Annotated in this window: 19 protein-coding genes; 8 read left to right on the top strand and 11 right to left on the bottom strand. The window is 63.7% G+C overall.

Going from position 1 to position 25,503, the window contains the following annotated elements; all coding sequences use genetic code 11:
- Positions 1–18: 18 nt before the first annotated feature.
- From AC3WK8_RS00925 to uvrD, 3 genes are all read right to left on the bottom strand, one after another.
- Positions 19–894 carry a Tim44 domain-containing protein gene (locus AC3WK8_RS00925; protein ID WP_103324347.1) on the bottom strand — a complete coding sequence of 292 codons (876 nt, stop codon included), beginning with the start codon at positions 892–894 and terminating at the stop codon, positions 19–21.
- A gap of 179 nt (positions 895–1,073) precedes the next feature.
- Entirely contained in the window at positions 1,074–1,514 is a 441-nt protein-coding gene (locus tag AC3WK8_RS00920) for an EamA family transporter (protein WP_053133496.1), read from the bottom strand.
- 90 nt (positions 1,515–1,604) lie between these two features.
- Positions 1,605–3,788, bottom strand: a complete 2,184-nt coding sequence (gene uvrD, locus AC3WK8_RS00915; RefSeq protein ID WP_085594073.1) for a DNA helicase II — start codon at positions 3,786–3,788, stop codon at positions 1,605–1,607.
- A 246-nt stretch (positions 3,789–4,034) separates the two neighbouring features.
- Here uvrD and AC3WK8_RS00910 point away from each other — a divergent pair, with 246 nt between their 5' ends.
- Both AC3WK8_RS00910 and hexR read left to right on the top strand, forming a co-directional pair.
- Complete coding sequence (locus AC3WK8_RS00910) at positions 4,035–6,899, top strand: putative bifunctional diguanylate cyclase/phosphodiesterase (protein WP_103324346.1); 2,865 nt, start codon at positions 4,035–4,037, stop codon at positions 6,897–6,899.
- Between the two features lie 168 nt (positions 6,900–7,067).
- The gene (gene hexR / locus AC3WK8_RS00905; RefSeq protein ID WP_022641942.1) at positions 7,068–7,934 is read left to right on the top strand and encodes a transcriptional regulator HexR; all 867 of its coding nucleotides are present in this window, start codon (positions 7,068–7,070) and stop codon (positions 7,932–7,934) included.
- Between the two features lie 16 nt (positions 7,935–7,950).
- Here hexR and AC3WK8_RS00900 read toward each other — a convergent pair whose 3' ends face one another.
- Positions 7,951–8,412 carry a hypothetical protein gene (locus AC3WK8_RS00900; RefSeq protein WP_103324345.1) on the bottom strand — a complete coding sequence of 154 codons (462 nt, stop codon included), beginning with the start codon at positions 8,410–8,412 and terminating at the stop codon, positions 7,951–7,953.
- Positions 8,413–8,547: 135 nt separating this feature from the next.
- Between AC3WK8_RS00900 and AC3WK8_RS00895 the strand changes: the two genes are divergently transcribed.
- Positions 8,548–10,284: a hypothetical protein gene (locus AC3WK8_RS00895; RefSeq protein ID WP_103324344.1), complete on the top strand. Its 1,737-nt coding sequence runs from the start codon at positions 8,548–8,550 to the stop codon at positions 10,282–10,284.
- A 120-nt stretch (positions 10,285–10,404) separates the two neighbouring features.
- The gene (locus tag AC3WK8_RS00890; RefSeq protein ID WP_053133504.1) at positions 10,405–10,617 is read left to right on the top strand and encodes a PA3496 family putative envelope integrity protein; all 213 of its coding nucleotides are present in this window, start codon (positions 10,405–10,407) and stop codon (positions 10,615–10,617) included.
- Here AC3WK8_RS00890 and AC3WK8_RS00885 read toward each other — a convergent pair.
- Entirely contained in the window at positions 10,559–11,521 is a 963-nt protein-coding gene (locus tag AC3WK8_RS00885; RefSeq protein WP_053133507.1) for a LysR family transcriptional regulator, read from the bottom strand. The two genes, AC3WK8_RS00890 and AC3WK8_RS00885, sit on opposite strands and share 59 nt — an antisense overlap.
- A 189-nt stretch (positions 11,522–11,710) precedes the next feature.
- On the opposite strand from AC3WK8_RS00885, the gene AC3WK8_RS00880 reads away from it, so the two are divergent.
- Both AC3WK8_RS00880 and oadA read left to right on the top strand, forming a co-directional pair.
- On the top strand, positions 11,711–13,126 hold the full coding sequence (locus tag AC3WK8_RS00880; RefSeq protein ID WP_022641940.1) for an acetyl-CoA carboxylase biotin carboxylase subunit: 1,416 nt from the start codon (positions 11,711–11,713) through the stop codon (positions 13,124–13,126).
- Between the two features lie 99 nt (positions 13,127–13,225).
- Entirely contained in the window at positions 13,226–15,034 is a 1,809-nt protein-coding gene (gene oadA / locus AC3WK8_RS00875; protein WP_085594083.1) for a sodium-extruding oxaloacetate decarboxylase subunit alpha, read from the top strand.
- A 124-nt stretch (positions 15,035–15,158) separates the two neighbouring features.
- Here oadA and AC3WK8_RS00870 read toward each other — a convergent pair whose 3' ends face one another.
- The 4 genes from AC3WK8_RS00870 to AC3WK8_RS00855 form a co-directional block, all read right to left on the bottom strand.
- Positions 15,159–18,266 (bottom strand): autotransporter family protein, encoded by a 3,108-nt coding sequence (locus AC3WK8_RS00870; RefSeq protein ID WP_103324343.1) that lies wholly within the window; start codon positions 18,264–18,266, stop codon positions 15,159–15,161.
- A gap of 160 nt (positions 18,267–18,426) precedes the next feature.
- Positions 18,427–19,098 carry a GNAT family N-acetyltransferase gene (locus AC3WK8_RS00865; protein ID WP_103324342.1) on the bottom strand — a complete coding sequence of 224 codons (672 nt, stop codon included), beginning with the start codon at positions 19,096–19,098 and terminating at the stop codon, positions 18,427–18,429.
- Between the two features lie 20 nt (positions 19,099–19,118).
- Positions 19,119–19,565, bottom strand: a complete 447-nt coding sequence (locus AC3WK8_RS00860; RefSeq protein ID WP_103324341.1) for a GNAT family N-acetyltransferase — start codon at positions 19,563–19,565, stop codon at positions 19,119–19,121.
- Positions 19,566–19,589: 24 nt separating this feature from the next.
- Complete coding sequence (locus AC3WK8_RS00855; RefSeq protein ID WP_103324340.1) at positions 19,590–20,213, bottom strand: FMN-binding negative transcriptional regulator; 624 nt, start codon at positions 20,211–20,213, stop codon at positions 19,590–19,592.
- A 104-nt stretch (positions 20,214–20,317) separates the two neighbouring features.
- Here AC3WK8_RS00855 and pdxR point away from each other — a divergent pair, with 104 nt between their 5' ends.
- Together pdxR and AC3WK8_RS00845 are read left to right on the top strand one after the other, a co-directional pair.
- Positions 20,318–21,868 carry a MocR-like pyridoxine biosynthesis transcription factor PdxR gene (pdxR, locus tag AC3WK8_RS00850; protein WP_103324339.1) on the top strand — a complete coding sequence of 517 codons (1,551 nt, stop codon included), beginning with the start codon at positions 20,318–20,320 and terminating at the stop codon, positions 21,866–21,868.
- 38 nt (positions 21,869–21,906) lie between these two features.
- Positions 21,907–23,118, top strand: coding sequence for a YeeE/YedE family protein (locus AC3WK8_RS00845; protein ID WP_103324338.1), 1,212 nt, complete (start codon positions 21,907–21,909; stop codon positions 23,116–23,118).
- 142 nt (positions 23,119–23,260) lie between these two features.
- On the opposite strand, the gene AC3WK8_RS00840 is transcribed toward AC3WK8_RS00845, so the two are convergent.
- The gene (locus AC3WK8_RS00840) at positions 23,261–24,361 is read right to left on the bottom strand and encodes a polyamine ABC transporter substrate-binding protein (RefSeq protein WP_103324337.1); all 1,101 of its coding nucleotides are present in this window, start codon (positions 24,359–24,361) and stop codon (positions 23,261–23,263) included.
- Between the two features lie 12 nt (positions 24,362–24,373).
- Entirely contained in the window at positions 24,374–25,405 is a 1,032-nt protein-coding gene (locus AC3WK8_RS00835) for a histone deacetylase family protein (RefSeq protein ID WP_103324336.1), read from the bottom strand.
- Positions 25,406–25,503 lie beyond the last annotated feature (98 nt).

The following is a 25,503-nucleotide window of genomic DNA, read 5'->3' as shown; positions in this document are numbered from 1 at the left end:
CTGTGACAGCAGGATGAATCAGCCGTTCTGGCGGATACCTGCCACCAGCCAAGACTGGTTGTCGCCCTGGGCGCGTTCCATGTTCCAGCTTTCGCTGAACGCTTCGCCCTGGTCGAAGCGCGAAGTCTTCGATACACCGCTGAAGGTCAGGGTGGCGATGGTCTTGTCGGCACGGTCGTCCACGCCCTCGAGCTGCACTTGCAGGTTGTCGATGTAGGTCGACTGGAAGCCGTCGCCCAGGTCGGCGCGCTCCTGCTTGAGGAACTGCAGCATTTGCGGGGTCACGAACTCGGCGATCTTGTCCATTTCATTGGCGTCCCAGTGTTGCTGCAGGGACTGGAAGTGGTTGCGCGCGGCTTCGACGAAGCGCTCTTCGTTGAACCAGGCCGGAGCGTTGATCACCGGGCGTGCGGCCGGAGCCGCCGAGCCGCCGAAGATCGAGCCGCCGGCAGGCGCCTGGGGCTGGAAGGCTTCGCGCTGCATCGGCGCGTGGCCAGCCGGGGCGAACTGCTCCTGCTGCTTGCGACGACGGGCGGCGATGAAGCGGAAGATCACGAACGCGATGACCGCCATGATCAGGATGTCGAAGATCTGCATGCCCTGGAAGCCGCCGCCCATGAACATGGAGGCCAGCAGGCCGCCGGCGGCGATGCCGGCCAGAGGGCCGAGCCAGCGCGAAGCACCGCCAGCCTTGGCTGCGGCGCCCGCGGCACCGGCTGCGCCAGCGGTGGCTGCAGCGGCAGGAGCGCCCGGTGCGCTGGGGGCCGCCTGGCGAGTCTGGTGGGTCGGGGCAGCGCCGGCGCTTTTGCCGCCGCCGAAGCGCTTGGCGTTGGCGTCGAGGCTCATCGTCAGGCCGATGCACAACGCCATGGCGATGCTAAGAAAACGTTTCATAAAGGGGATTCCCATTTGTGGATGTCACGCGCGCCATATTGCACAGGTGACGTGTCAGTAGCGAGCGGCATAATGTTTCGGGCTTTTGCCTGGCCAGCTTGCTCCGGTCCGGCCTGGAATCATGCTCGCCGATATGGATTTGTCCGTATGAGGGCGGTCCGGTTCCATCCCGCAGTCGTTCAGCGACGAACCGCCAGCAGCACCACGCCGGCGGTGATCAGGCCGATGGCGCTCCACTGCCGCAGATCGAGCTTCTCTCCCAGCAGGGCCACGCCGATGACCGCGACGATCACCACGCTGAGCTTGTCCACCGGCGCTACCAGCGAGGCGGGGCCCAGTTTCAGCGCGCGGTAATAGCACAGCCAGGAAGCTCCGGTGGCCAGCCCGGACAGCAGCAGGAACAGGTAGCTCTTGGCAGAAATCGATTCCAGGGACTGATATTGGCCCGTTGCGTACAAAATCAAGGCCAGGCTCACCAGCACCACCCCGGTGCGCAGCAGGGTAGCGAAGTCGGAATTGACGTTCTCGATGCCGATTTTGCCGAAGATCGCCGTCAATGCAGCGAAAACAGCCGATAGCAGGGCCCAGAATGTCCACGATGAAAAAAAGCCTGAACCCATGCTCGTGCTTCCTTTATTGCGGTATGGGCCTGGCGTGCCGATGAAGGGGCAGGCTGCGCCTTCACCGGCATGCCGGTTCTTGCCGGGAGATTAGATGGCTTCCAGCTTGGCGTAGCCCAGCATCAGCCACTTGCTGCCTTCGCTGAAGTTCACCTGGACCCGGGCCTGGGCCCCGGAGCCTTCGAAGTTGAGGATCACCCCGTCGCCGAACACCGCGTGGCGTACCGCCTGGCCCAGGCTCAGGCCGGTTTCCGGGATCGCGCTGCCGCTGAACAGGCTGCTGGTGCTCTGGGACTGGCCGCCGCCGAAAGGCCGGCTGACGCTGTTGGACAGGCGCACTTCCTGGATCAGGCCCTTGGGTACTTCGCGTACGAAACGCGAGACCTTGTTGTAGGTCTCGCTGCCGTACAAGCGCCGGGTCTCGGCATAGGTCATGACCAGGTTCTGCATGGCCCGGGTGATGCCGACGTAGGCCAGGCGGCGTTCTTCTTCGAGACGGCCGGGCTCTTCCAGGCTCATCTTGTGGGGGAACAGGCCTTCTTCCATGCCCACCAGGAACACATAGGGGAATTCCAGGCCCTTGGCGCTGTGCAGGGTCATCAGCTGGATGCTGTCTTCGTGCTCGTCCGCCTGGGCGTCGCCGGCTTCCAGGGAGGCATGGCCGAGGAAGGCCGCCAGGGGCGTCAGGTCCTCGTCTTCCTCGGTGTTCTCGAAGTTGCGCGCGGCGCTGACCAGTTCCTCGAGGTTTTCTACCCGGGCCTGGCCTTTCTCGCCCTTTTCCGCTTCGTGGTAGGCAATCAGCCCCGACTGCTCGATCACCGTCTGGGTCATCAGGTGCAGCGGCATGTCCAGGGTCTTGGCCGCCAGGTTCTCGATCAGCTCCATGAAGGCCCCCAGGGCGCTGGCGGCGCGACCGGTCAGGCCTTTGTTGGCCACCAGTTGGCGCATGGCTTCCCACATCGACACATCGCTGTGGCGGGCATGCTCGCGGATCGCCTCGACGGTCTTCTCGCCGATGCCCCGGGCCGGTACGTTGATCACCCGCTCCAGGGCTGCGTCGTTGCCCCGGCCTTCCAGCAAGCGCAGGTAGGCCATGGCGTTCTTGATCTCGGCGCGCTCGAAGAAGCGCTGGCCGCCATAGATGCGGTATGGGATGCGTTCGCGCAGCAGGGCTTCCTCCAGCACCCGGGACTGGGCGTTGGAGCGGTAGAGAATGGCGATGTCGCTGCGGGCCAGGCCGGTCTTGAGCGCGCTCTCGATGGTTTCCACCACGTAGCGGGCTTCATCGTGTTCGTTGAAGGCGGCGTACAGGTTGATGGCCTCGCCATCGCCGCCATCGGTCCACAATTCCTTGCCCAGGCGCCCGGTGTTGTTGGCGATCAGTGCGTTGGCAGCCTTGAGGATGCCGGCGGTGGAGCGATAGTTCTGCTCCAGGCGGATCACCTCGGTGTCCGGGAAGTCGTCGGAGTACTGGTGGATGTTCTCGATCTTCGCGCCACGCCAGCCGTAGATCGACTGGTCGTCGTCGCCCACTACCATCAGGCTCTCGCCGCCCTGGGCCAGCAGGCGCAACCAGGCGTACTGCACGGCGTTGGTGTCCTGGAATTCGTCCACCAGCACATGGCGGAAGCGCTTCTGGTAGTGCGCCAGCAGGCCCGGGTGGTCGCGCCACAGGTCCAGGGCGCGCAGCAGCAGTTCGGAGAAGTCGATGACCCCCGCGCGCTGGCAGGCGGCCTCGTAGGCTTCGTAGATGCCGCGCATGGTGGCCAGGAACAGGTCGCCGCTGGCCTGGATATGCTGCGGGCGCAGGCCCTCGTCCTTCTGGCCGTTGATGAACCACTGGGCCTGGCGGGCCGGCCAGCGCTGTTCATCCAGGCCCAGGTCGCGGATCACCCGCTTGACCAGGCGTTGCTGGTCGTCGCTGTCGAGGATCTGGAAGGTCTGGCTCAGCCCGGCTTCCTGCCAGTGGGCACGCAGCAGGCGGTGGGCCAGGCCGTGGAAGGTGCCGACCCACATGCCCGCCGGGTTGATGCCCAGCAATTGCTCGATACGGTGGCGCATCTCGGCCGCCGCCTTGTTGGTGAAGGTCACCGACAGGATCGAGTGGGGCGAGGCGTTCTCGACCTGGATCAGCCAGGCGATACGGTGCACCAGCACACGGGTTTTGCCGGAACCAGCGCCGGCCAGGACCAACTGACGACCCAAGGAGGCCGCTACGGCCTGGCGTTGGGCATCGTTGAGGGAATTCAACAAGAGGGAGAGATCATCGCGCATCGGCGCATTCTAGGGGCGCGCGCCACACCGGGCAAACCCGGCTTCGCATTAGCCGATAAAACAGCCGTGGGGGACGACCGGCCAGTCACGGGCCACAGCCTCTGGCGCTTCTCGGTGCGAACCCTCGCGGGGCATTTACGGCACCGCCGGTTTTATCGATTTTATGACTTGGGGCAGTTTGGCTCGCGGCTTTGCTTGTGTATGCTCCGGCGACGTTTCAGGCTCACCATTATAAGAACACTGCCTATGACACCTATTCCCGACCTGTCGGGGCCTTTCATGGAGCCCCGGGTCATCCGCCAGCACTATGCCGTGGAGATGGCAGTGGAGCGCACGCGCTTGCTGTACCAGGGCTCGTTGCTGCCAACCCTGTTCATGCTGCTCAACGGCCTGGTCTGCACCTGGTTGCTGTGGAGCCCCGCGCGCTACCTGCTGCTGAGTGTATGGATGGTCTGGCTGCTGGCCCTGGTGGCCTTGCGGGTAATCCAGGTGGCGGCCTTCGATTCGGCGATACCCAGCCGCCAGGCGCAACCGGTGTGGCAACGCATGTTCCTGCTGGGCTCCACGGTCAGCGGCCTGACCCTGGCCTGCGCCGGCATCGCCCTGGTGCCCACCGACAGCTTCTTGCAGCAGGCCTGGGTCTTCGGCCTGATCGGCGCCGCGATCCTTTCCGCCAGCGTGGCCTATGCGGTCAGCTTGCAGGCTTTCCTGTCGTTCACCCTGCCGTGCCTGTTGCCGGCTATCGCCTACCTGTTCTGGGGCGGTGACGAGCAGCAGCGCGGCTGGGGCTGGCTGGGCCTGATCCTGCTGGCGTCCTTGAGCGTGGTGGCCTGGCAGGTCAATCGGCTGATCCAGCGCGGCCTGTTGCGGCGCTTTCAGAACCAGGCGCTGATCGAGCACCTGCAGGATGCGCAGAACCGCAGCGGCCAGCTCAATCGCGAGCTGGCCCGGGAGGTCGAGCAGCGCCGCAACGTGGAGGAGCGGTTGCGCCAGGCCCAGGCCGGGCTGGAGCAGCGGGTGGCCCAGCGCAGCCTGGAGCTGGACGCCGCCAACCAGGCCCTGGGCAAGAGCGAGGCGCGCCTGGCCCTGGCCCTGGAGGCCAGCGAACTGGGGCTGTGGGACTGGAACCTGCAGACCGACGAGGTCCACCACACGCAGCTCAAGGAGTTGTTCGGCCTGGAGCCGGGCGAAGTCACGGCGATGCTCAGCCACCTCAAGCCGCGCCTGCATCCCGAGGACCTGCCGGTGCTCAAGCGGGCCCTGGTGGAACATCTCAAGGGCCGCAGCGAGGATTACCTGGTGGAATACCGGGTGCTGCATGGCGCAGGCCACTGGGTCTGGGTCGAGGACCGTGGCCGGGCGGTGGAGCGCAGCCCCGAGGGCCGGGTCCTGCGCATGGTGGGCACGCGCCGCGATATCAGTGCCGACAAGGAGCAGGAAGTCCAGCGCAACCTGGCGGCCACGGTGTTCGAGGCCGCCAGCGAAGGGATCGTCATCCTCGACCCGGACTATGCGCTGATCGCCGCCAACCAGGCCTTCAGCCAGGTCACGGGCTTCCAGATCGAGGACATGCTCGGGCGCAACGTGGTGGAGCTGTCCTGCAGTCGCGATGCCCGGCGTCATTACCCGCTGATCCACCAGGCCCTGGAGCAGCACGGCAGCTGGCAGGGCGAACTGGTGGAGACCCGCAAGAACGGCGAGCTGTACCCGCAATGGCTGCAACTGAACGTAGTGCGCGACAAGCGGGGAAAAGTCCGGCATATCGTGGGCTTCTTCGCCGATCTCTCGGCCCGCCGGGAATCCGAGGAGCGCATGCGCTACCTCACCCACTATGACGAGCTCACCGGCTTGGCCAACCGCTCGCTGTTTCGCGAGCGCCTGCGCGAGGCCCACCAGCGGGTGCGCCAGGGCGGACGCAGCCTGGCGCTGCTGCATATCAACCTGGATCGCTTCAAGCTGCTCAACGATAGCCTGGGCCATGAAGTGGCCGACCAGCTGCTGCAGAAAATGGCCCGGCGGCTGGTCAATGTCCTGCCGGAAGCCGACACCATCGCTCGTTTGTCCGGGGACGAATTCGCCGTGCTGTTCGATGCCTACGGCAGCCTGTCGAGCCTGACCCGGGTCGCGACCCGGCTGCTGAGCAAGCTGCGCCTGCCGATCACCATCGAAGGCCATGAGTTGGTGGTCAGCGCATCCATGGGCATCAGCATGCTGCCGGACAGCGCCAGGGAAATCGCCGCGCTGGTGAGCCAGGCGAACATGGCCATGGCCCATGCCAAGCACCTGGGCGGCAATAACTTCCAGTTCTATACCGAAAGCCTGCAAGCCAGCACCCTGGAACGCCTGCAACTGGAAAACCAGCTGCGCAAGGCCATCGAGGATGACCAGTTGATGGTCTTCTACCAACCCAAGCTGTGCCTGGCCACAGGTCGGCTCAACGCCGCCGAGGCCCTGGTGCGCTGGGAACATCCGGTGCTGGGGCGGGTGCCGCCGGGGGACTTCATCGGCCTGGCCGAGGAAACCGGGCTGATCGGCCCGATCGGCGAGTTCGTGCTGCGCCAGGCTTGCCGCCAGGCCTGCCAATGGCGGCAGCAGGGCCTGGAGCCGATCCGGGTCTCGGTGAACCTTTCGGTGTACCAGCTGCGCCAGGGCAAGCTGGTGAGCCTGGTGCGCCAGGTCCTGGAGGAAACCGGGCTGGAGCCGCACCTTCTCGAGCTGGAGCTGACCGAAAGCCAGCTGCTGGACAGTGTCGAGCACATCATCGCGACCTTCCAGCAACTGCGCGACCTGGGGGTCAAGCTGGCCATCGATGACTTCGGCACCGGGTACTCGTCCCTGAGCTACCTCAAGCGCATCCCGGTGGACTACGTGAAGATCGACCAGGCGTTCATCCGTGGCCTGGCCGAAGGTGGCGAGGATGCGGCCATCACGCGGGCGATCATCGCCATGGCCCACGGGCTGTCCCTGAAGGTAGTGGCCGAGGGCGTCGAGGACCAGGCCCAGTTGACCTTCCTGCGTACCGAACAATGCGACGAAGTACAGGGTTACCTGATCAGCCGCCCGGTGGACGCCCAGGGCCTTGCGCTGCTGTTGCAGGCCCAGTCCTGCTAGCGGCCGGGGCTACGCGCAAAAACGGCTACATAAGGCGTAGCCGGCTGAATATGGGGGGTAGGCAGGTAATTTCCTGATGCATTGAGCAGGCAAAAAGGCGTTTCCTGTAGTATAACTACAAGCTCGCTACATCTCCCGGCACCTGCCGATAACCATGAGTCCCAGCCCTTGAACCTGTTGCAGCACATCGCCCAGTCTCGTCATCTGTTACGCAAATCGGAGCTCAAGGTCGCCGATCACGTGCTCCTCGATCCTGCGGCCGTGATGCACAGCTCCATGGCGGACCTGGCGCATAGCGTGGGTATCAGCGAGCCGACCATCGTGCGTTTCTGCCGGGCCATCGGTTGCTCGGGATTCCAGGACCTGAAGCTCAAGCTGGCGCAGAGCCTCGCGGCCGGGGCCAGCTTCGGCCAGTTCGCGATCCACGAGGACGACTCGGTCGCCGACTACAGCCTGAAGATCTTCGACACCACCCTGCATACCCTGATGGAGGTTCGCGAGAAGCTCGATCCGGTGGAGCTGCAACGGGCCGTGAGCCTGATGTCCCAGGCCCAGCGGGTAGAGTTCTACGGCTTCGGCGCTTCCGGCGCGGTAGCGGCGGATGCCCAGCACAAGTTCTTCCGCCTGCTGCTGACCGCGGCGGCCTATTCCGACCCGCACATGCAGGCGATGTCGGCGGTGACCTTGAAGCCCACCGACGTGGCGATCTGCATTTCCCAGTCCGGGCGCTCCAAGGACCTGCTGATCACCGCCAACCTGGTGCGCGAGAGCGGGGCCAACCTGATCACCCTGTGCCCGAGCCAGACGCCGCTGGCCGAGCTGTCGACGGTCAACCTGGCCATCGACGTGCACGAGGACACCGAGATCTACACCCCGTTGACCTCGCGCATCGCCCACCTGGTGGTGATCGACGTCCTGGCCATGGGCGTGGCCATGGCCCGTGGGCCGAGCCTGGTCAACCACCTCAAGAGCGTGAAGCGCAGCTTGCGCAGCCTGCGCCTGTCGCCCAAGGCGGTCAAAGCCCTGGACGACTGAGCCGGCAGCATCCCGCCTAGGGCAACTCGGCATCGTCCTGGTCGTCGAGGTCGTCCGGTTTCACTTCCGCCAGGGTCCCCGCCGCATTTTCGCTGAGGCTGCGGGCCTGGCCCAGGGCCGCATTGTCCGGCTGGAAGTCCAGCAGCCGTTGCGCCGCCAACAATTGCTCGCTGGCCTCCTCCAGCCGTACCAGCTCCTCGCCATAACCTTCGTAGTCAGTGTCGTCGTCCGACAGGTCGTCGATGCGCCGCTGCTTGGCGCTCAGGTTGGTATGGATTCTTTCCAGCAGATCCTGTTGCTCGCCGATTTCGTCGATGATTTCGTCGACGTCATCAGGGTCGGCCGCAGCGTCGGGCGCCGGCTCCTGGCTCCGACCGGCGGCGAGGGCGGCCAGGGCGGCGTCTTTGCCCTGGCTGAAGATCGTGGATTGCCTGGCAGGTGCTGCGCTGGGGGCTTTTTCGTGTTCGGGGGTGGTCATGGCGATGCTCTCCAAAAGGAAACAGGGATGGGTTTGTCCAGCTCGGTGCTGCGAGGGCGATAATAGAGAGCGGCTATTTTCCGGTTGACCGGAAATCCGGGGAGGCGATGTCCATTTTTCAGGGAGCGGCAGTCGATGGTCAGGATTCCAGCGTATTTTGAAGTCTTCGAGGTGTTGTGCTGGGGAGCAGGACTGGTTACTTGCACTGCCGATGGTTTTTCCGGGCTCAGGTCCTATGAGGCCAAGCAGAAGCTGTACTACCGGGAATCGAATGGCGTTAAGCAGGGATTGCTAGCGGATTTGCTCAGGTATCTGGTGCAGGATGACCAGGCGCTGGCCGCCAGGCTCCAGCACTATCTGAATCAATACGAGCATCTCTTCTCGATACTGAAATCACGCCCGATCATCACTTACCAGGACTACCCAACGGGAATAGCCCGGTTCCTGGATACGTGGGTGCTACCGCAACTGGCGGTACTCTTGCATCGGTTGGGTGACAAGCTCTCTCCTCGAACGACGCTCCATCATTTCCACACACTGCTGGTCAGCCACGGGGCTGGCGACCTGCAGGCTTGCTCCCTGAAGGCCTACGTAAAAAGCCTGGTTCCAGCCACGGTGGAAGCTGCGGATTTTTTCTATGCCCTGGATAAGACCAGCGACAAATCCCATAAGAAACTCTCCACGATCAACGCCGAGATCGAGAGCCTCGGGGCGGAGATTTCATCCAGCAAGCTGACCGCGGCGCAGCAGCAGGAACTGCTGGACACCATTGGCGGCGCGTACCGGGCGGCGACTGCCCTCAACCGTTTTTCCAAGATGTACAGCGCTGCCCAGGTCGATTCGAAGAGCACGTTGGTCGAACGTTTTCGTCATCACTACGAGGGTGTCTGCGAGCGTCGAAAGCCGGATCGCCTACTGGTTGCGCATATCGGACTGTTCAAGGGGTTCATTGCTTCCCGCTTGCTGGATGCCGATGGAAATCCTTACTTTGAGCACATATTCGATAACTTTTTTCAGCAGATCGCCGCCTGGTCGATCGAGGAATTCGAACCTCTCTACCAGCTTATCCTGGCCACTGAGGAAGTCCCCCGGGACCCCGTGGTGATCGAGCAGGCGTTCGCCAGGCTGCAACGGCATCCGGACTACCCGCTGTTCGCGGCCTTTGGGTTGCAGGTACGGGCCATCCTGGCCCTGGAGGCGTGTGAGACTGCGCGAGCCCTGGAGCTTTATCGGAGCGTCTTGCCGTACGCGGAAAAACAGCAGTTGGGGCATCTGGGGTTCTTCGCCGCGTCCTATGTCATTGCGCTTGAGATTTCGCAGGAAAAGCCCTTGCACTACGGATGCTTGAACCCCTGGATCAGCAAAAGAATTGAATCTGAGCGACAAATCCTTGAACTGCGCATGAACTTTTCCACGGTTTTTCTTTCATCCAATGACTCGCCTGAATGGCAGACCTCGCTACAGGCAGTGTTCTCTTCGATCAGGGAATTCAACAGCGATATGTCTGAACTGACCCGAGTTCCTCTCGAGAGTTTTTGCAACCCGTTGAAAAAGCTCGACGGATTCATGGAAGCGTTCTTCCAGTTGCTTGGAGAGGGGGGCGATGAGGCTCGGTTCGGCAAGCTGATCTGCAAGGCGATCAAGAGCAAGGACAGGGTGCGCTCGGTATTGAGCATGCACACCGCCACGCCCTATGAAGTGCTGCGCGATGAACGCCTGTACGCGCAAACGCTGTTCGGTGGTCCCAAGCTGTACTTCCAGCTGAACCCGCACTTGCATGCGTACTACCGGCTACCGGACGCCCACAAGAAACTCATCCTGCAGGCCCTGAATCCGGAACGTTACCAGCAAGACTCGCAACAGGCCGTTTGAGCCTGGGCAGCGCCGCTCGTCGGGCGCTGCAAGCTTCATCGTTCTGTTACCCCAGTGACGTACAACTGTCATCGGCCTGGCGCATCGTGAAGCCTCCGTACTCGCATTGGGAGACTCGAAATGGCCCGGCCTTACGAAGAGAGCAACAGCGCAGTCAAGACCCGTCGTCAGCAGGAAGACCAACGCCGCATGGAATTTCGTCGTGCGATCGAGCACCGCTTCGAGCTGCGACGCCTGCAACAGGAAATCAACGACTATCCCGAGCAGGATGCCGTCAACTACTGGCAGGCCGCTCCGGCAGCTTCCCGTCAAACCGCTCAACCAGCCCGCTGATCTGCACTCGTTCGCTGCGGATGAATCCCAGGAACGCATGCGCTACCGGTGACAGGCGCTTGGCCTTGGCCTGTACCAGGCACCAGCTGCGCAGCAATGGCAGCTCTTCGACCGGCAGCTCGATCAAGCCGCCGGTCGCCAACTCAAGGTTCAGGGCGTGGCGCGTCAGCAACGCCACGCCCAGACCCGCCCGAACGCATTCGCGCTGTGCTTCGGCCGATGACACTTCGAGGATCTGGGTGAAGTGCACGCGCTTCTCCTTGAAGTATTCCTCGCAGGCCAGGCGGGTGCCGGAACCCTGCTCGCGCAGCACCAGGGTGTAGGGCTCCAGGTCTTGCAGGCGCAGGGCTCCCATGTGGCTCAGGGGATGGTCCGGGGGCGCCACGGCAACGATCGGGTTGTTCAGGAATGGCAGGAATTCCAGTTCCATGTCCTGGGGCACCATGGACATGATCACCAGGTCGTCGCGGTTGTCGGAAAGGCGCCGGATCACCTGGGCGCGGTTGACCACGGTCAGTTGCAAGTGGACTTCCGGGTGCTGGCGCTTGAAGGCGGCGAACAGGTGCGGCACGAAATACTTGGCGCTGGACTCTACCGCCAGCTTGAGCTGGCCTTGCAGCGAGCCCTGCATGTCGGAGAGCTGCATATCGAGGTTCTCCAGGCGCCCGAAAATGTCCCTGCTGGCCCGTTGCAGGGCTTCGGCGGCTTCGGTCATGTAGAGCTTCTTGCCGACATAGTCGAACAGCGGCTGGCCGATCAGTTCCTCGAGTTGGCGGATCTGCAGGCTGACCGCCGGCTGGGTCAGGGACATTTCCTCGGCGGCCCGGCTGTAGGAGCGTAGATCGCAGACTTCGTTGAAGATCTGCAACTGGCGCAATGTCAGGCGCATCAGGGATTTACGCATGCTTCAAGGGCTCGCGCCGGGGCTGGAGGCAAAACTATAAGTCTTTACTTATGGTTATCCCAATAATTATTGATTTTTGTTAATCCCTTCGCGGAGCTAGTGTGTCGCTGCGACTGACTTGAAACATTTGGTCACGCGCCGACTCGGTCTAGCGGGTCGTTTGTTTCAACGGCTCAAGGGAAACTCCAAGTGATAAAAAAGATCCTGATTGCCAACCGTGGTGAGATCGCCGTACGAATCGTGCGTGCGTGCGCCGAGATGGGCATCCGTTCGGTGGCGATCTTCTCCGACGCCGACCGCCATGCGCTGCACGTCAAGCGCGCGGATGAAGCCCACAGCATCGGTGCCGAGCCCCTGGCGGGCTACCTCAACCCGCGCAAACTGGTGAACCTGGCGGTGGAAACCGGCTGCGATGCCTTGCATCCCGGCTACGGCTTCCTTTCGGAGAACGCCGAACTGGCGGATATCTGCGCCGAACGTGGAATCAAGTTCATAGGCCCGGCCGCGGATGTGATCCGTCGCATGGGCGACAAGACCGAAGCCCGCCGCAGCATGATCAAGGCCGGCGTACCGGTGACCCCGGGCACCGAGGGCAACGTCGCCGACATCCACGAGGCCCTGCGTGAAGGCGACCGCATCGGTTATCCGGTGATGCTCAAGGCCACCTCCGGTGGCGGCGGGCGTGGTATCCGTCGCTGCAACAGCCGCGAGGAACTGGAACAGAACTTCCCCCGGGTGATCTCCGAGGCCACCAAGGCCTTCGGTTCGGCGGAAGTGTTCCTGGAAAAATGCATCGTCAATCCCAAGCACATCGAGGCGCAGATCCTCGGTGACAGCTTCGGCAACGTGGTCCACCTGTTCGAGCGCGACTGCTCGATCCAGCGCCGCAACCAGAAACTCATCGAGATCGCCCCGAGCCCGCAGCTGACTCCCGAGCAGCGTGCCTACATCGGCGACCTGGCGGTGCGCGCGGCCAAGGCGGTGAACTACGAGAACGCCGGCACCGTGGAGTTCCTGCTCGCCGATGGCGAGGTGTACTTCATGGAGATGAACACCCGGGTGCAGGTGGAACACACCATCACCGAGGAAATCACCGGCATCGACATTGTCCGCGAGCAGATCCGCATCGCCTCGGGCCTGCCGCTTTCGGTCAAGCAGGAAGACATCCACCACCGTGGCTACGCGTTGCAGTTCCGGATCAACGCCGAAGACCCGAAGAACAACTTCCTGCCCAGCTTCGGCAAGATCACTCGCTACTACGCCCCCGGCGGCCCGGGCGTGCGCACCGACACGGCGATCTACACCGGCTACACCATTCCACCGTTCTACGACTCCATGTGCCTGAAGCTGGTGGTCTGGGCGCTGACCTGGGAAGAAGCCATGGACCGCGGCCTGCGGGCCCTTGACGACATGCGCTTGCAGGGGGTCAAGACCACCGCGGCGTACTACCAGGAAATCCTGCGCAATCCGGAATTCCGTAGCGGCCAGTTCAATACCAGCTTCGTCGAAAGCCACCCGGAACTGACCAACTACTCGATCAAGCGCAAACCCGAAGAGCTGGCCCTGGCCATCGCCGCCGCCATCGCCGCCCACGCAGGCCTATGAACAAGCAGCGGCAAGCGTTTAGCGACAAGCGCCAAGCTAGAGCCGATCGGCTTTTACTTGCAGCTGTCGCTCGCAGCTTGCCGCTATGAGGAGATACCAATGACTAAAAAAATCTTCGTTACCGACACCATCCTGCGTGACGCCCACCAGTCCTTGCTGGCTACCCGCATGCGCACCGAAGACATGCTGCCGATCTGCGACAAGCTCGACAAAGTCGGCTACTGGTCGCTGGAAGTCTGGGGCGGCGCGACTTTCGACGCCTGCGTGCGCTTCCTCAAGGAAGACCCGTGGGAGCGCCTGCGCCAGCTGCGTGCCGCACTACCCAACACTCGCCTGCAAATGCTCCTGCGCGGCCAGAACCTGCTGGGCTACCGCCACTACAGCGACGACGTGGTCAAGGCCTTCGTGGCCAAGGCGGCGGTCAACGGCATCGACGTGTTCCGCATCTTCGACGCCATGAACGACGTGCGTAACCTGCGCGTGGCCATCGAAGCGGTGAAGGCCGCCGGCAAGCACGCCCAGGGCACCATCGCCTACACCACCAGCCCGGTGCACACCATCGAGGCCTTCGTGGCCCAGGCCAAGCAAATGGAAGCCATGGGTTGCGACTCGGTGGCGATCAAGGACATGGCTGGCCTGCTGACGCCGTTCGCCACTGGCGAGCTGGTCAAGGCGCTGAAGGCCGAGCAGTCGCTGCCGGTGTTCATCCATTCCCACGACACCGCCGGCCTGGCCGCCATGTGCCAGCTCAAGGCGGTGGAAAACGGCGCCGACCATATCGACACCGCCATCTCCAGCTTCGCCTGGGGCACCAGCCACCCGGGCACCGAGTCCATGGTCGCGGCCCTAAAAGGCAGTGAGTTCGACACCGGCCTGGACCTGGAACTGCTGCAGGAGATCGGCCTGTACTTCTATGCCGTGCGCAAGAAGTACCACCAGTTCGAGAGCGAGTTCACCGCAGTGGACACCCGGGTACAGGTCAACCAAGTGCCGGGCGGGATGATTTCCAACCTGGCCAACCAGCTCAAGGAGCAGGGCGCCCTCAACCGCATGAACGAAGTGCTGGCGGAAATCCCGCGGGTGCGCCACGACCTGGGTTACCCGCCGCTGGTGACCCCGACTTCGCAGATCGTTGGCACCCAGGCGTTCTTCAACGTGCTGGCCGGCGAGCGCTACAAGACCATCACCAACGAGGTGAAGCTGTACCTGCAGGGTGGCTACGGCAAGGCTCCGGGCGAGGTCGACGAGAAACTGCGGCGCCAGGCCATTGGCAGCGAAGAAGTCATCGACGTGCGCCCGGCCGACCTGCTGAAGCCGGAAATGACCAAGCTGCGCGGCGAGATCGGCGCATTGGCCAAGTCCGAGGAAGACGTGCTGACCTATGCGATGTTTCCGGACATCGGCCGCAAGTTCCTCGAAGAGCGTGAAGCCGGGACCCTGGTGCCGGAAGTCCTGCTGCCGATCCCCGAGGCCGGCGGCGTCAGCAAGCCGGGCGGCGAGGGCGTGCCGACCGAGTTCGTCATCGACGTCCACGGCGAGACCTACCGCGTCGACATCACCGGTGTCGGCGTCAAGGCTGAAGGCAAGCGCCACTTCTACCTGTCCATCGACGGCATGCCGGAAGAAGTGGTGTTCGAGCCCCTCAACGAGTTCGTCGGCGGCGGCAGCAGCAAGCGCAAGCAAGCCAGCGCGCCAGGCCACGTCAGCACCACCATGCCGGGCAATATCGTCGATGTACTGGTCAAGGAAGGCGACGTGGTCAAGGCCGGCCAGGCCGTGCTGATCACCGAAGCCATGAAGATGGAGACCGAAGTCCAGGCGGCCATCGCCGGCAAGGTCGTGGCCATCCACGTGGCCAAGGGCGACCGGGTCAACCCGGGCGAGATCCTGATCGAGATCGAAGGCTGATCCACGGCCTTTATCTGCAACGTTTTACCTCGGGGAGGCTACGGCCTCCCTTTTTTTGCCTGGATTTCCTGGAACTGGCTGCCTGCCGGCGCGCTTGCGACCCCGCAGGCCGCCTGTGGCAGGTTCAGAAACTCATCTGCCACTGGCCCATCCAGCCATGGTTGCGGCTGTTGCTGCCGAACTCGCCGTTGTATCCAACGCTCAGGGTGTGCCGGGCGGAAAGCCCGATATCCAGCCCGGCCTCGACCATCAGGCTGTCACGGTCCAGGGCGCTGCCTTCGACCTTGAAGTCATCGCTGCCCAGCACGAAGGACTGACTGGTATCGCTTTCCAGCTCGCCGTAGGTATGGCGCCAGCCAAGGCTGGCCCGTGGCGTCAGGCTGATACCGTTCTGCAGTTGCTGCAGGTGGGCCAGGCGTACGCCGAAGGTGCTGCTGAAATTATCCTGGTTCTGTTCATTCACGATCAGCGAGGCCGGGCCACCTTTCTCGGTGTAGCGGTCACGGTGGTAGCGCTGGTAGCCCAGGCTGGCGAACGGCTCCACATTCAACCGGCCGCTGCCCAGGGTGTAGCCCAGTTCGACGAAAGCCTGTTGGCTGCTGGCGTCGTAGCTGCCCTTGGGCCTGTCGCTGAAACGGTCGAATTCGACGCTGCGCTTGTTATCGCCGTCATGCCGGCTATATGCCGCGCCCAGGCGCAGGGCCAGGGGACCATCCTGGCGCATGGCATAGGCGCCGATGTGCCAGCTGTGCAGCTTGCCGTCGAGGTCGCGGTTGCTCAGGTCGGTTTTCGAATAACCTCCGAGGATCCCCAGGCGCCACGCCGAGGACAACGACCAGTCCACTCCTAGCACGCTACCGTTGGTACGTTGCTCGAGGCCGGGGTTGCCGTGCTCGCCGTCGAGCTTGCCGTAGCCGCCCAGGGCTTGCAGCCATACCCGGCCACGAGCGTTGGGGTCGTTCAGGTTCCGTGCACTGCCGGGCACGCTGTTAGCGGCCAGGGTCGGGGTCTGCGTCGGGTCGAGCCCAGTCAGCAGGCCGGCGCCGCTGCCCAGTTGCCGCATGGTCGCGAGCATGCTGCTACCCACCTGAGAGCTGGCGTTGAGGGTGGCGATACCGAGGTTGGCGTTGCCACTGCCCGCCAGTTTTTCAATGGCCAGGCCGGCACTGCTTTCGCTGGTCAGGAGCAGGGCGTTATAGACGCTGTTCTCAATGTAAGGGCGGGGGAACCAGGGGCCGAAAACCGGGTCCCTGGGCCAGCCTCTCCAATCTCTCCAGCCGATGGAGTCGATGGCCTCCACCGCCCTGGCGCCATTGGCGGTGCGGGCGTATTCGGTGAAGCTCACGTTGTTGCGGGTGAGGCTCAGGTCCACGGTGTTCTGGCCATAGGTCAGGACTGGGTCGAGGAAGGCATAACCAAGCTGGAGGTCCGATTTGAAGGTACCGGTGATACTGCCAGCCTCCAATAACCGATATTGGCTGTGCCACGGGAATTGGTTTTGCCACGGATTTGGATTGCCGTAGTCAGGAGTGATCAGCAGCGATGCGCCGCTGAGATTGGCATTGCCACTGACCCTCACCGTGCCGACGCCTCCGGTAGCGTGGGGGGAGGCGACCCAGGTGGAGCCGCTACCCATGACCAGGTTGCCATTGACCTGCGGCCCACCCAGCTCCTTGCTGGTTTGCAGGGTGCCGTTGACTGTCAGGTTGCCGCTCGTGCCACCCCCGCGATACTGCGCGTCCTGATCGACCAGGACATCGCCGGCGATACCAACCTGGTTGGTCAATGTTGCATAACGGAAGACGTGGGCACCTTCGCTGAAGTCGCCTTTGCCGGTCAGTGTCCACTGGCCTTGGCGAACTTCCAGTACCTGGAAGTTGCGACTTTCGCCAAAGGTGCCGTCGCCGTATCTGTTGCCTTCACCCATGATCAGGGTGTTGCGGCCAGAACCGCCATCCACCAGGCCTTCGAAGCGACTGCCGGATTGAAGGCGCAAGATGTCGTCACCACCGCCCATGTCCAGGGCAAGGCCATTGCTACCGCTGATCAGGCCGCCGTTAATGACCTCGTCATTGAAGTCGCCAACGAACTTGACTCCAAAACCATCCAGGCCCTGGATGGTGCCGTAGTTGAAAACCCTGATGCTGGAAAATGCCGAGCCACCGTTGCCGTCATCGATCAGGATGCCGTTGTTGGCGCCACTGATAAGGGCAGGGGCACGGCCGATGGAGCCTGGATAAGCGGAGTTGAAGATGATGAAGCCACCTCCAGCGGAGATACCTTCGCTGGTGTTGGCTTGGCCATACTTGTTCAGGCCACTGGCTGCAGTCCCCTGGATGACGCCGTCGTTCCAGACTCCTGCACTCTTGCTGATCCTGATGCCATCGCCATCTGCATCGGGCTGCAAGCCATTGGCGCCACCGGTGATGACACCATTCAGATTGTTGCGCACATCGGCGTCGGCATCGCTGAAGACTCCTGCCCCATTGCGACCGGTGATGGCACCGTTGTTTTCGATCAAGGCATTCTTGCCTACGGCTATGCCATGCCGACCGCCAGAGATTACACCGACTCTGTTGTTTTCGATCCATCCCCTGGTTTCAGGGCCCAGGTCGATTCCATCGAATTCGTCGCCCGCATGATGAGCGTCGCCCGTGGAGATCTCTCCATAGTTTGTGATGCTGGTGGTGAACGTGGTTTTGATAGCGTCATTGAAGGTGGAGTGAATCACTCCACCTTTTTCGTTAGTGATGCGGGCATCCTTGTAGCGTTCCTCGCTACCGACCAGGTTGGCGCCTGCACCATTGAGTGAGGTGATGGTTCCAGAGTTCTTGATATTGAGATAATTGCTCGTGGAGTCCTGGCTATTGAAATGAATAGCATCATCGGCTCCCTGGATCAGGCCGCCTGCGTTATTCAATATTTGGAAGGACTTCGGCCAGGACGGTCGTTCAGAAGGTTCCATGTTGACCGCGCGGCCCTGGGTGGAAGTGATCTGGCCAGAGTTTTCGAGGGTCCACCCATACGGCAGGTGGCTGGTATCTGCATTCAGCGCTGTACCGCTGGCTGTAATGCTCCCCGAACGGGTCACCGTGACCCTTTGGTCATAGCCCAGTTTGGGCGCCTGAGTGACCGGGCTGTCGATCAGGAGTTCTGCCTGTACCGGGGCCGTCAGCCCGCTGGCGATGGTCAAGGCGATACTCAATGCAAGGCGATGGCGCGCAAAAAACATAGAAGAAGTCCCTTTCCAGAAGCGCGCTATCCTCCTATGTAGCGGTTTGCTATTACAAGGGCCATCAGCGTTGCCGCCGGTTATATTTTATCCAGCCCCTCCGGCCTCCGGGCATCGACGTTAGCGGTACCGTCCATGGCCCGAGGGTATGGCGCTCAAGCTACTCCCGGCACTGCGCCAGGCTCCTCAATTGCCCGTGTGGGCCCTGGTTGGCATCGCCCAGCCACTGCTCGAAACCCCTGGCGATGGCCGGCCATTCCGAGTCCAGGATCGAGAACCAGGCGGTGTCGCGATTCTGCCCCTTGGCCACCATGTGCTGGCGGAACACCCCCTCGAAACTGAAGCCCAGGCGCTCGGCCGCATAGCGCGAGCGGGCATTGGCGTTGTTGCACTTCCATTCCAGGCGCCGGTAACCCATGGCGAAGGCCTCCCGGGCCAGCAGGTACACCGCCTCGGTGCTCTTGGGCGAGCGCTGCATCGGTGCGCCGAAGGTCACGTGGCCGATCTCGATGCGACCATGGGCCGGGACGATGGACATCAGGCTGAGCACACCCTGGGCCTGGCCTGTGGCGAGATCGATCACAGTGAAGAAGTACGGGTCGCTGCTGCGTTCATGGCCTGCCAGCCAGGCGTCGAAGGCCGGGCGCTCGGGGTAGGGGCCGTAGGGCAGGAAGTCCCAGAGCACGGGGTCGGCGTCCGGGCCTTGCAAGGCCTGGAACAGCTCATCGCCATGGCGCGCCGGATCGAGTTTCTCCAGGCGGATGAAGCGCCCTTGCAAGAGGGTGGCCGAGGGGGCGGGGACGCCTTGCCAATCGGTGAGGGAAGTCGACATTCAATGGCTCCTGGGCAGGTTCACAGAGGTTTGCGGAACTGGATGAAGCCCGGGCGCTCGGCGATGCGCTCGTAGAGCTGGATGGCCGTGGCGTTGGTTTCGTGGGTCAACCAGTGGACCTTGGCGCAACCGTCCTGCTTGGCCTGGGCGTAGACGAACTCGATCAGCTTGCGACCGACCCCAGTGCCGCGCTGTTCTGGAGTCACCAGCAAGTCTTGCAGGTAGCAGGCGTTCTCGATGCTCCAGTTGGAGCGGTGGTAGATGAAATGCACCAGGCCCACGGCGCGTTCGCCATCCCAGGCCAGGGCGGCATGGGTCGGCTCGCTGGCATCCAGCAAGCGCTGCCAGGTGCTCTGGGTCACGGCATCCGCCAGTTCGGTCTCGTAGAACCGCAGGTAGGCCTGCCACAGGGGCAGCCAGGCGGCGTGGTCGGCGGCGGTGACGGTGCGGATCTGGATCTGGCTCATGAAGGCTCCTTGATTGTTGAAGTATTAGCGCATCAGGTGGGATAGCTGCTGGTCGCGCAGGTCGGTGCTGGCCGCCAGGCCCTCGCGGACCCCGGCCATGTCCCGGGCGTCACGGTTCTGGCTGAGCTTGCGCTTGCCCTCCAGGCGCTGGATCGGCAGGGCGAAACCGACGATGGCCTTGAGCATGCCGTCGATGTAGTCGGCGGGGGCGTCCTCGACCTTCCAGGGCTGCTGGCGGCCAGCTTCGTGGCGCTCGGTGAGGGCCCCGACCAGCTTGAGCAGGCGCTGCGGCTCGTGGAACACCTCGGCCTGGCCGTAGGCATGCACCGCCACGTAGTTCCAGGTCGGTACCACCTTCCCGTGTTCGGCCTTGCTCGGATAGAACGACGGGCTGACGTAGGCATCGCCGCCTTCGAAGATCACCAGCGCCTCGGCACCGGCAGCCAGCTCCGCGCATTGCGGATTGGCCTTGGCCAGGTGGCCGTAGAGGGTGCCATTGGCCCCTTGGCCGGCCTCCAGCAGCAGCGGCAGGTGGCTGGCCTGCAGGCCCAGGGCGCCACAGGTCACCAGGGTTGCCAGGCGGCAGTCATGGATCACCTGGTGCAGGCGGGAGAGGTCTTGGTCAGCGAAAGCGCGAGGTAGGTACATGTGGAAAATCCTTGGCGATTGGCTGCATCCTAGGCAGGCTAATGGTTCATGGTAAGAGCCATTTCCGTTCTATTTCATAGGTCCAATTCCCTGGGTACGCGCCAATGAACAGTGCCTTGCCTCCGCTGTCCTTCAACCCTGCCGGCATCGTGCTGGACCGCCGCCAGGGCCTCAGCCGCCAGCTCTACCAGGCCCTGAGCCAGCGGGTGCTGGACGGGCGCCTGGCTGGCGGTACGCGCTTGCCGGCCAGCCGTGAACTGGCCAGCGCCCTGGGCCTCTCGCGCAACAGCGTGGTCCGGGCCTACGACCAGCTGTATGCCGAGGGCTTCATCGAAGCACGGGTCGGCGACGGCACCTACGTGGCCCAGTTGCCGCAAACCCGATTGCCGGCCAACAAATTATCCACAAAAGTATCCACAGGCTTTTCAACAGGCTTACCCACAGACTTATCCACAAAATCCGCTGATTTAACTGTGGTTACATCCAGTGGATTGGTCTCAAACAGCACTTTGCAGCGCCTGCAAAAACATCATCTGAGCACCCATCCCAGCGGTCCGCCCCGAGCATTCCGGGTCGGCGTGCCGGCCTTCGACCTGTTCCCGTTCGAGGTCTGGGCCAAGCTGAATGCGGCTTTCTGGCGCAAGCCAGAGTTGCGCCACCTGTGCTATGGCGATTCGGCTGGCGAGGCGCGCCTGCGCAGCATGATCGCCGCCTACCTGCGCAGTACCCGGGGCCTGCAATGTACGGCTGAACAAATTGTGATCACCAGTGGCGCGCAACAGGGCATCAGCCTTTGTGCACAACTGCTGGTGGAGCACGGTGACCCCGTGGCTGTGGAAAACCCGGGCTACCGCGCCGCCGGCCACGCCTTCGCCATGGCCGGTGCACAACTGCACGGTATAGCGGTGGACCAGGAGGGCATCGATTGCCGCCAGCTGGCACAGTTGCACAATTGCCGCGTGGCCTATGTCACGCCGGCCCACCAGTACCCCACCGGGGTGGTCATGAGCCTGGCCCGGCGCCTGGAATTGCTGGCCTGGGCCGAGCAGACCCAGGGTTGGGTGGTCGAGGACGACTACGACGGCGAGTACCGCTACAGCGGTGCACCCCTGGCGCCCCTGGCGGCCCTGGATCGCCAGGGGCGGGTGATCTATGTCGGCACCTTCGGCAAGGTGGCCTTTCCGGCGCTGCGCCTGGGTTACCTGGTGTTGCCGCCGCACCTGGTACAGGCTTGTGTGCGGCTGCGGGCAGTGGAAATGCGCCACTCGGAAGTCAGTACCCAAGCGGTGATGGCCGAGTTCATGGCCGCCGGGCATTTCCAGAGGCATATCCGGCGCATGCGGCGCGCGGCCCTGAGCCGGCGCAATACCCTGCTCGAAGCCTGGCCCGAGGCCATCGAGGGGGTCGGGCCGCTGCCCGGGGTGACGGCGGGGCTGCACCTGACGGTGCGCGTCGACAGCCTGGCCCGGGAGCAGGAACTGCAGGCCCAGGCTGCCAGCGTCGATGTCGAGGTCAGCGCCCTGAGTCGTTACTGGTTGCCGGACAGCGTGACGCCCGAGGACCAGCGGGCCGGCCTGGTGCTGGGGTTCGCGGCGGTACCGGAAGCTGACATTCGTTCGGCCATGGCGCGCCTGCGCCGGGCCTGGCGGGTTTGACGGGTATACTTCCGGGCATTTCCCTTTCGAGACCCCCTATGAGCCAGTCCCTTTCCCTGGCGCCTGAACGCAAGTTCGGCGCGCCGTTGTTCGCCTTGCTGCTCCTGGTGGCCGGCGCCCTGTTCCTGCAAGTGGAGGTGGGCGCGCGCCAGGTATTGCTGTTGCTCCTGGGGGCGGCCCTGGGCCTGACCCTCTACCACGCGGCGTTCGGCTTCACCTCGGCCTGGCGGGTGTTCATCCGCGATCGACGTGGCGCGGGCCTGCGCGCGCAAATGGTCATGCTGGCGCTGGCGGTGCTGCTGTTCTTCCCGGCCCTGGGGGCCGGCACGCTGTTCGGCCAGCCGGTGACCGGCCTGGTGGCGCCGGCCGGGGTATCGGTGATCTTCGGGGCCTTCATCTTCGGCATCGGCATGCAGCTGGGCGGCGGTTGCGCGTCCGGCACCCTGTTCACAGTCGGTGGCGGCAACGCGCGGATGCTGGTGACCCTGGCGTTCTTCATCTGCGGCTCGCTGATCGCCACCCAACATGTGCACTGGTGGTTCGCCCTGCCTTCGCTGCCGCCGATCTCCATCGTCCAGAGCTTCGGCGTGGGCCCGGCCCTGGGCTTGAGCCTGTGCCTGTTCGCCCTGATCGCGATGCTGACCCAGGTCTTGGAAAAACGCCGCCATGGCAGCCTCGAAGCGCCCGTGGGCAGTACGCACCAGGGCTGGCGGCGCTTGCTGCGCGGTCCTTGGCCGCTGGTCTGGGGCGCGGTGGCCCTGGCCCTGCTGAACTTCGTCACCCTGGCCCTGGCCGGGCGGCCGTGGGGCATCACTTCGGCATTCGCCCTGTGGGGAGCCAAGCTCGCTGGCGGGCTGGGCCTGGATGTCAGCCAGTGGGTGTTCTGGCAAGGCGCGGCGAATGCCAAGGCCCTGGCGGCCCCGGTATGGCAAGACATCACCAGCGTCATGGACATCGGCATCGTCCTGGGGGCCTTGCTGGCGGCGGGCCTGGCGGGACGCTTTGCCCCGAGCCTGAAGATTCCCACCCGGTCCCTGGTGGCGGCGGTGATCGGCGGCTTGCTGCTGGGCTACGGTTCGCGCCTGGCCTATGGCTGCAACATCGGTGCCTATTTCAGTGGCATCGCCTCCGGCAGCCTGCACGGCTGGTTGTGGCTGGTGGCGGCCTTCATCGGCAATGGCGTGGGGGTGCGGTTGCGGCCCTGGTTCTTCGCCGAGGAACGGGCGCCCCAGGGCCTGACCGGCTGCTGATGGCTGGTGACGGCGAGGGAGCTTGCTCCCGCGCGACCGTGTAGCGCTCGTGAAGCGGTTCTTGCGGGATGTCAGGTACAGGCGGCTAGCCGGCCTTGGCTTGCTGCGCAATCCGCTGCGAGCAAGCCGCAGGGGGTAATGATCAGGTGCCCGACTTGATCTTGGTCCAGGCCCGGGTCCGCGCCCGCTCGGCATCACGGGGCAGCGGCCGGAGCGTATACAGGGTGTTCATGGCTGCTGCGGTGGGGTAGAGGTTGGGGTTGTTGCGGATCGAAGGGGCCACCAGCTCGGTGGCGTCCTTGTTCGGGTTCGGGTATCCGACAAAGTCGCTGACCGGGGCAATCACCTGGGGTTGCAGCAGGTAGTTGATGAAGGTGTAGGCGTCTTCCGGGTTCTTCGCGCCCTTGGGGATCGCCAGCATGTCGAACCAGATCGGCGCGCCTTCCTTGGGCAGGCGCATGTCCACGGTCACGCCGTTCTTGGCTTCCCGGGCACGGTTGGCGGCCTGTGAGAAACTCCCCGAGTAGCCCACCGCCACGCAGATGTCGCCATTGGCGATGTCGGCCATGTACTTGGACGAGTGGAAGTAGGTGATGTAGGGGCGGATCTTCATCAGCAGCGCCTCGGCCTTTTCGTAGTCCGCAGGCTTCTGGCTGTTGGGGTCCAGGCCCAGGTGCTGCAGGGCCAGGGGCAGGATCTCCGACGGCGAATCCAGCAGCGCCACGCCGCACTGCTTGAGCTTGCTGATGTTCTCCTCCTTGAAGATCAGGTCCCAGCTGTCCACCGGCGCCTGCTCGCCCAGGGCCGCCTTGACCTTGTCCGGGTTGAAGCCGATCAGGATGGTGCCGTACATGTAGGGCACGGCGAAGCGGTTACCCGGGTCGTTGGCCTCGATCAGCTGCATCAGCTTGGGGTCCAGGTGGTTCCAGTTGGGCAGCTTGCTGCGGTCCAGGGGCTGGAACACCCCGGCCTCGATCTGCTTGGCCAGGAACACGTTGGACGGCACCACCACGTCATACCCGGAGTTGCCGGTGAGCAGCTTGGCCTCCAGGGCTTCGTTGGTATCGAAGATGTCGTACACCAGCTTGACCTGGCTGTTCTGCGCCTTGAAGTCTTCCAGGGCCTTGGGGGTGATGTAGTCGAACCAGTTGTACACCCGCAGGGTGCGCTCCTCGGCGTGGGCGGCGGTGCCCAGCAGGCAGGCGCACAGGGCGGGAGCGATGAGGCGTTGGAGTCTTGGCATGTTGCGGGTTCCTTACTGGGCGCTCTGGAAGCCTTCGAGAACGTTGACGGCGTTGATGCCGATTTCCGCGACTGCATAACCGCCTTCCATGACGAACAGCGTCGGTTTGCCGAGGGCGGCGATGCGCTTGCCCATGGCCAGGTAGTCCGGGCTGTCGAGCTTGAATTGCGAGATCGGGTCTTCCTTGAAGGTGTCGACCCCCAGGGACACCACGATGACGTCGGCGCCGTAGCGCTCGATTTCCCCACAGGCCTGCTCCAGGGCCGCACTCCAGGCGTCCCAGCCGCTACCGGCGGCCAGCGGGTAGTTGAAGTTGTAGCCTTCACCAGCGCCTTCGCCGCACTCGTCGGCATACCCCAGGAAGAACGGGAACTCGGCTTCCGGATGGCCGTGGATCGAGGTGAAGAGCACGTCGCTGCGCTGGTAGAAGATCGACTGGGTGCCGTTGCCGTGGTGATAGTCGACATCGAGGATCGCCACCTTGCGCTGGCCCTGGTCGAGGAAGGCCTGGGCGGCGATGGCGGCGTTGTTCAGATAGCAGTAGCCGCCCATCAGGTCGCTGGCGGCGTGGTGTCCCGGTGGCCGGCACAGGGCGAAGGCGCTGTGGGCGCCGCGCTGGATCACCGCCTGGGCGGTCAGGGCGACCTGGGCCGCGCTGTAGGCTGCTTGCCAGGTGCCGGCAGTAATCGGCGCGCCGCCGTCGAAGCTGTAGTAGCCGAGCTGGCCGTGCAGGCTGCTGGGGATCACGCTGCGCAGGGTGCGTGCCGGCCAGGTGTAGGGCAGCAGGTCGCCGTCGATGCCCTTGGCTGCCCAACGCTCCCAGGCGCCCTTGAAGAACTCCAGGTACTCGCGGCTGTGGACGCGCTGGATCGGCTCCAGGCCGAAGTCCTTGGGCGCCTCCACCGGCCCCAGGTTGCGGTACTTCACTCGGTCCAGCACGTGGTCGGCCCGGGAGGGCATTTCGAAGCAAGGCATCAGTTGCCCGTCTATCAGTTCGCAACGGCCATGGTGCAGGTGGTGATCGTCCGAGTAGATCGTCAGCATTTTCTTGTTCTCCGCAGGCTGATTCGGTGGCTCACAGTCTTGCGGGGCGCGGGGTTTTGGAGAACGGCGGGAACGGCCAAAAGAGGATCGATATGGCC

It is taken from the genome of Pseudomonas sp. FW507-12TSA, from assembly GCF_058781435.1.
Note: the sequence above shows the minus strand (reverse complement) of the source record. Positions and strands in the feature narration are given on the sequence as shown.

Coding starts and splice junctions, on each gene's coding strand:
- AC3WK8_RS00860 (WP_103324341.1), bottom strand. CDS start 19,565: ATGAGCCAGATCCAGATCCGCACCGTCACCGCCGCCGACCACGCCGCC.
- oadA (WP_085594083.1), top strand. CDS start 13,226: ATGACTAAAAAAATCTTCGTTACCGACACCATCCTGCGTGACGCCCAC.
- AC3WK8_RS00895 (WP_103324344.1), top strand. CDS start 8,548: ATGGTCAGGATTCCAGCGTATTTTGAAGTCTTCGAGGTGTTGTGCTGG.
- AC3WK8_RS00925 (WP_103324347.1), bottom strand. CDS start 894: ATGAAACGTTTTCTTAGCATCGCCATGGCGTTGTGCATCGGCCTGACG.
- AC3WK8_RS00910 (WP_103324346.1), top strand. CDS start 4,035: ATGACACCTATTCCCGACCTGTCGGGGCCTTTCATGGAGCCCCGGGTC.
- AC3WK8_RS00845 (WP_103324338.1), top strand. CDS start 21,907: ATGAGCCAGTCCCTTTCCCTGGCGCCTGAACGCAAGTTCGGCGCGCCG.
- AC3WK8_RS00865 (WP_103324342.1), bottom strand. CDS start 19,098: ATGTCGACTTCCCTCACCGATTGGCAAGGCGTCCCCGCCCCCTCGGCC.
- uvrD (WP_085594073.1), bottom strand. CDS start 3,788: ATGCGCGATGATCTCTCCCTCTTGTTGAATTCCCTCAACGATGCCCAA.
- AC3WK8_RS00835 (WP_103324336.1), bottom strand. CDS start 25,405: ATGCTGACGATCTACTCGGACGATCACCACCTGCACCATGGCCGTTGC.
- AC3WK8_RS00870 (WP_103324343.1), bottom strand. CDS start 18,266: ATGTTTTTTGCGCGCCATCGCCTTGCATTGAGTATCGCCTTGACCATC.
- AC3WK8_RS00920 (WP_053133496.1), bottom strand. CDS start 1,514: ATGGGTTCAGGCTTTTTTTCATCGTGGACATTCTGGGCCCTGCTATCG.
- AC3WK8_RS00900 (WP_103324345.1), bottom strand. CDS start 8,412: ATGACCACCCCCGAACACGAAAAAGCCCCCAGCGCAGCACCTGCCAGG.
- AC3WK8_RS00885 (WP_053133507.1), bottom strand. CDS start 11,521: ATGCGTAAATCCCTGATGCGCCTGACATTGCGCCAGTTGCAGATCTTC.
- pdxR (WP_103324339.1), top strand. CDS start 20,318: ATGAACAGTGCCTTGCCTCCGCTGTCCTTCAACCCTGCCGGCATCGTG.
- AC3WK8_RS00855 (WP_103324340.1), bottom strand. CDS start 20,213: ATGTACCTACCTCGCGCTTTCGCTGACCAAGACCTCTCCCGCCTGCAC.
- AC3WK8_RS00840 (WP_103324337.1), bottom strand. CDS start 24,361: ATGCCAAGACTCCAACGCCTCATCGCTCCCGCCCTGTGCGCCTGCCTG.
- AC3WK8_RS00890 (WP_053133504.1), top strand. CDS start 10,405: ATGGCCCGGCCTTACGAAGAGAGCAACAGCGCAGTCAAGACCCGTCGT.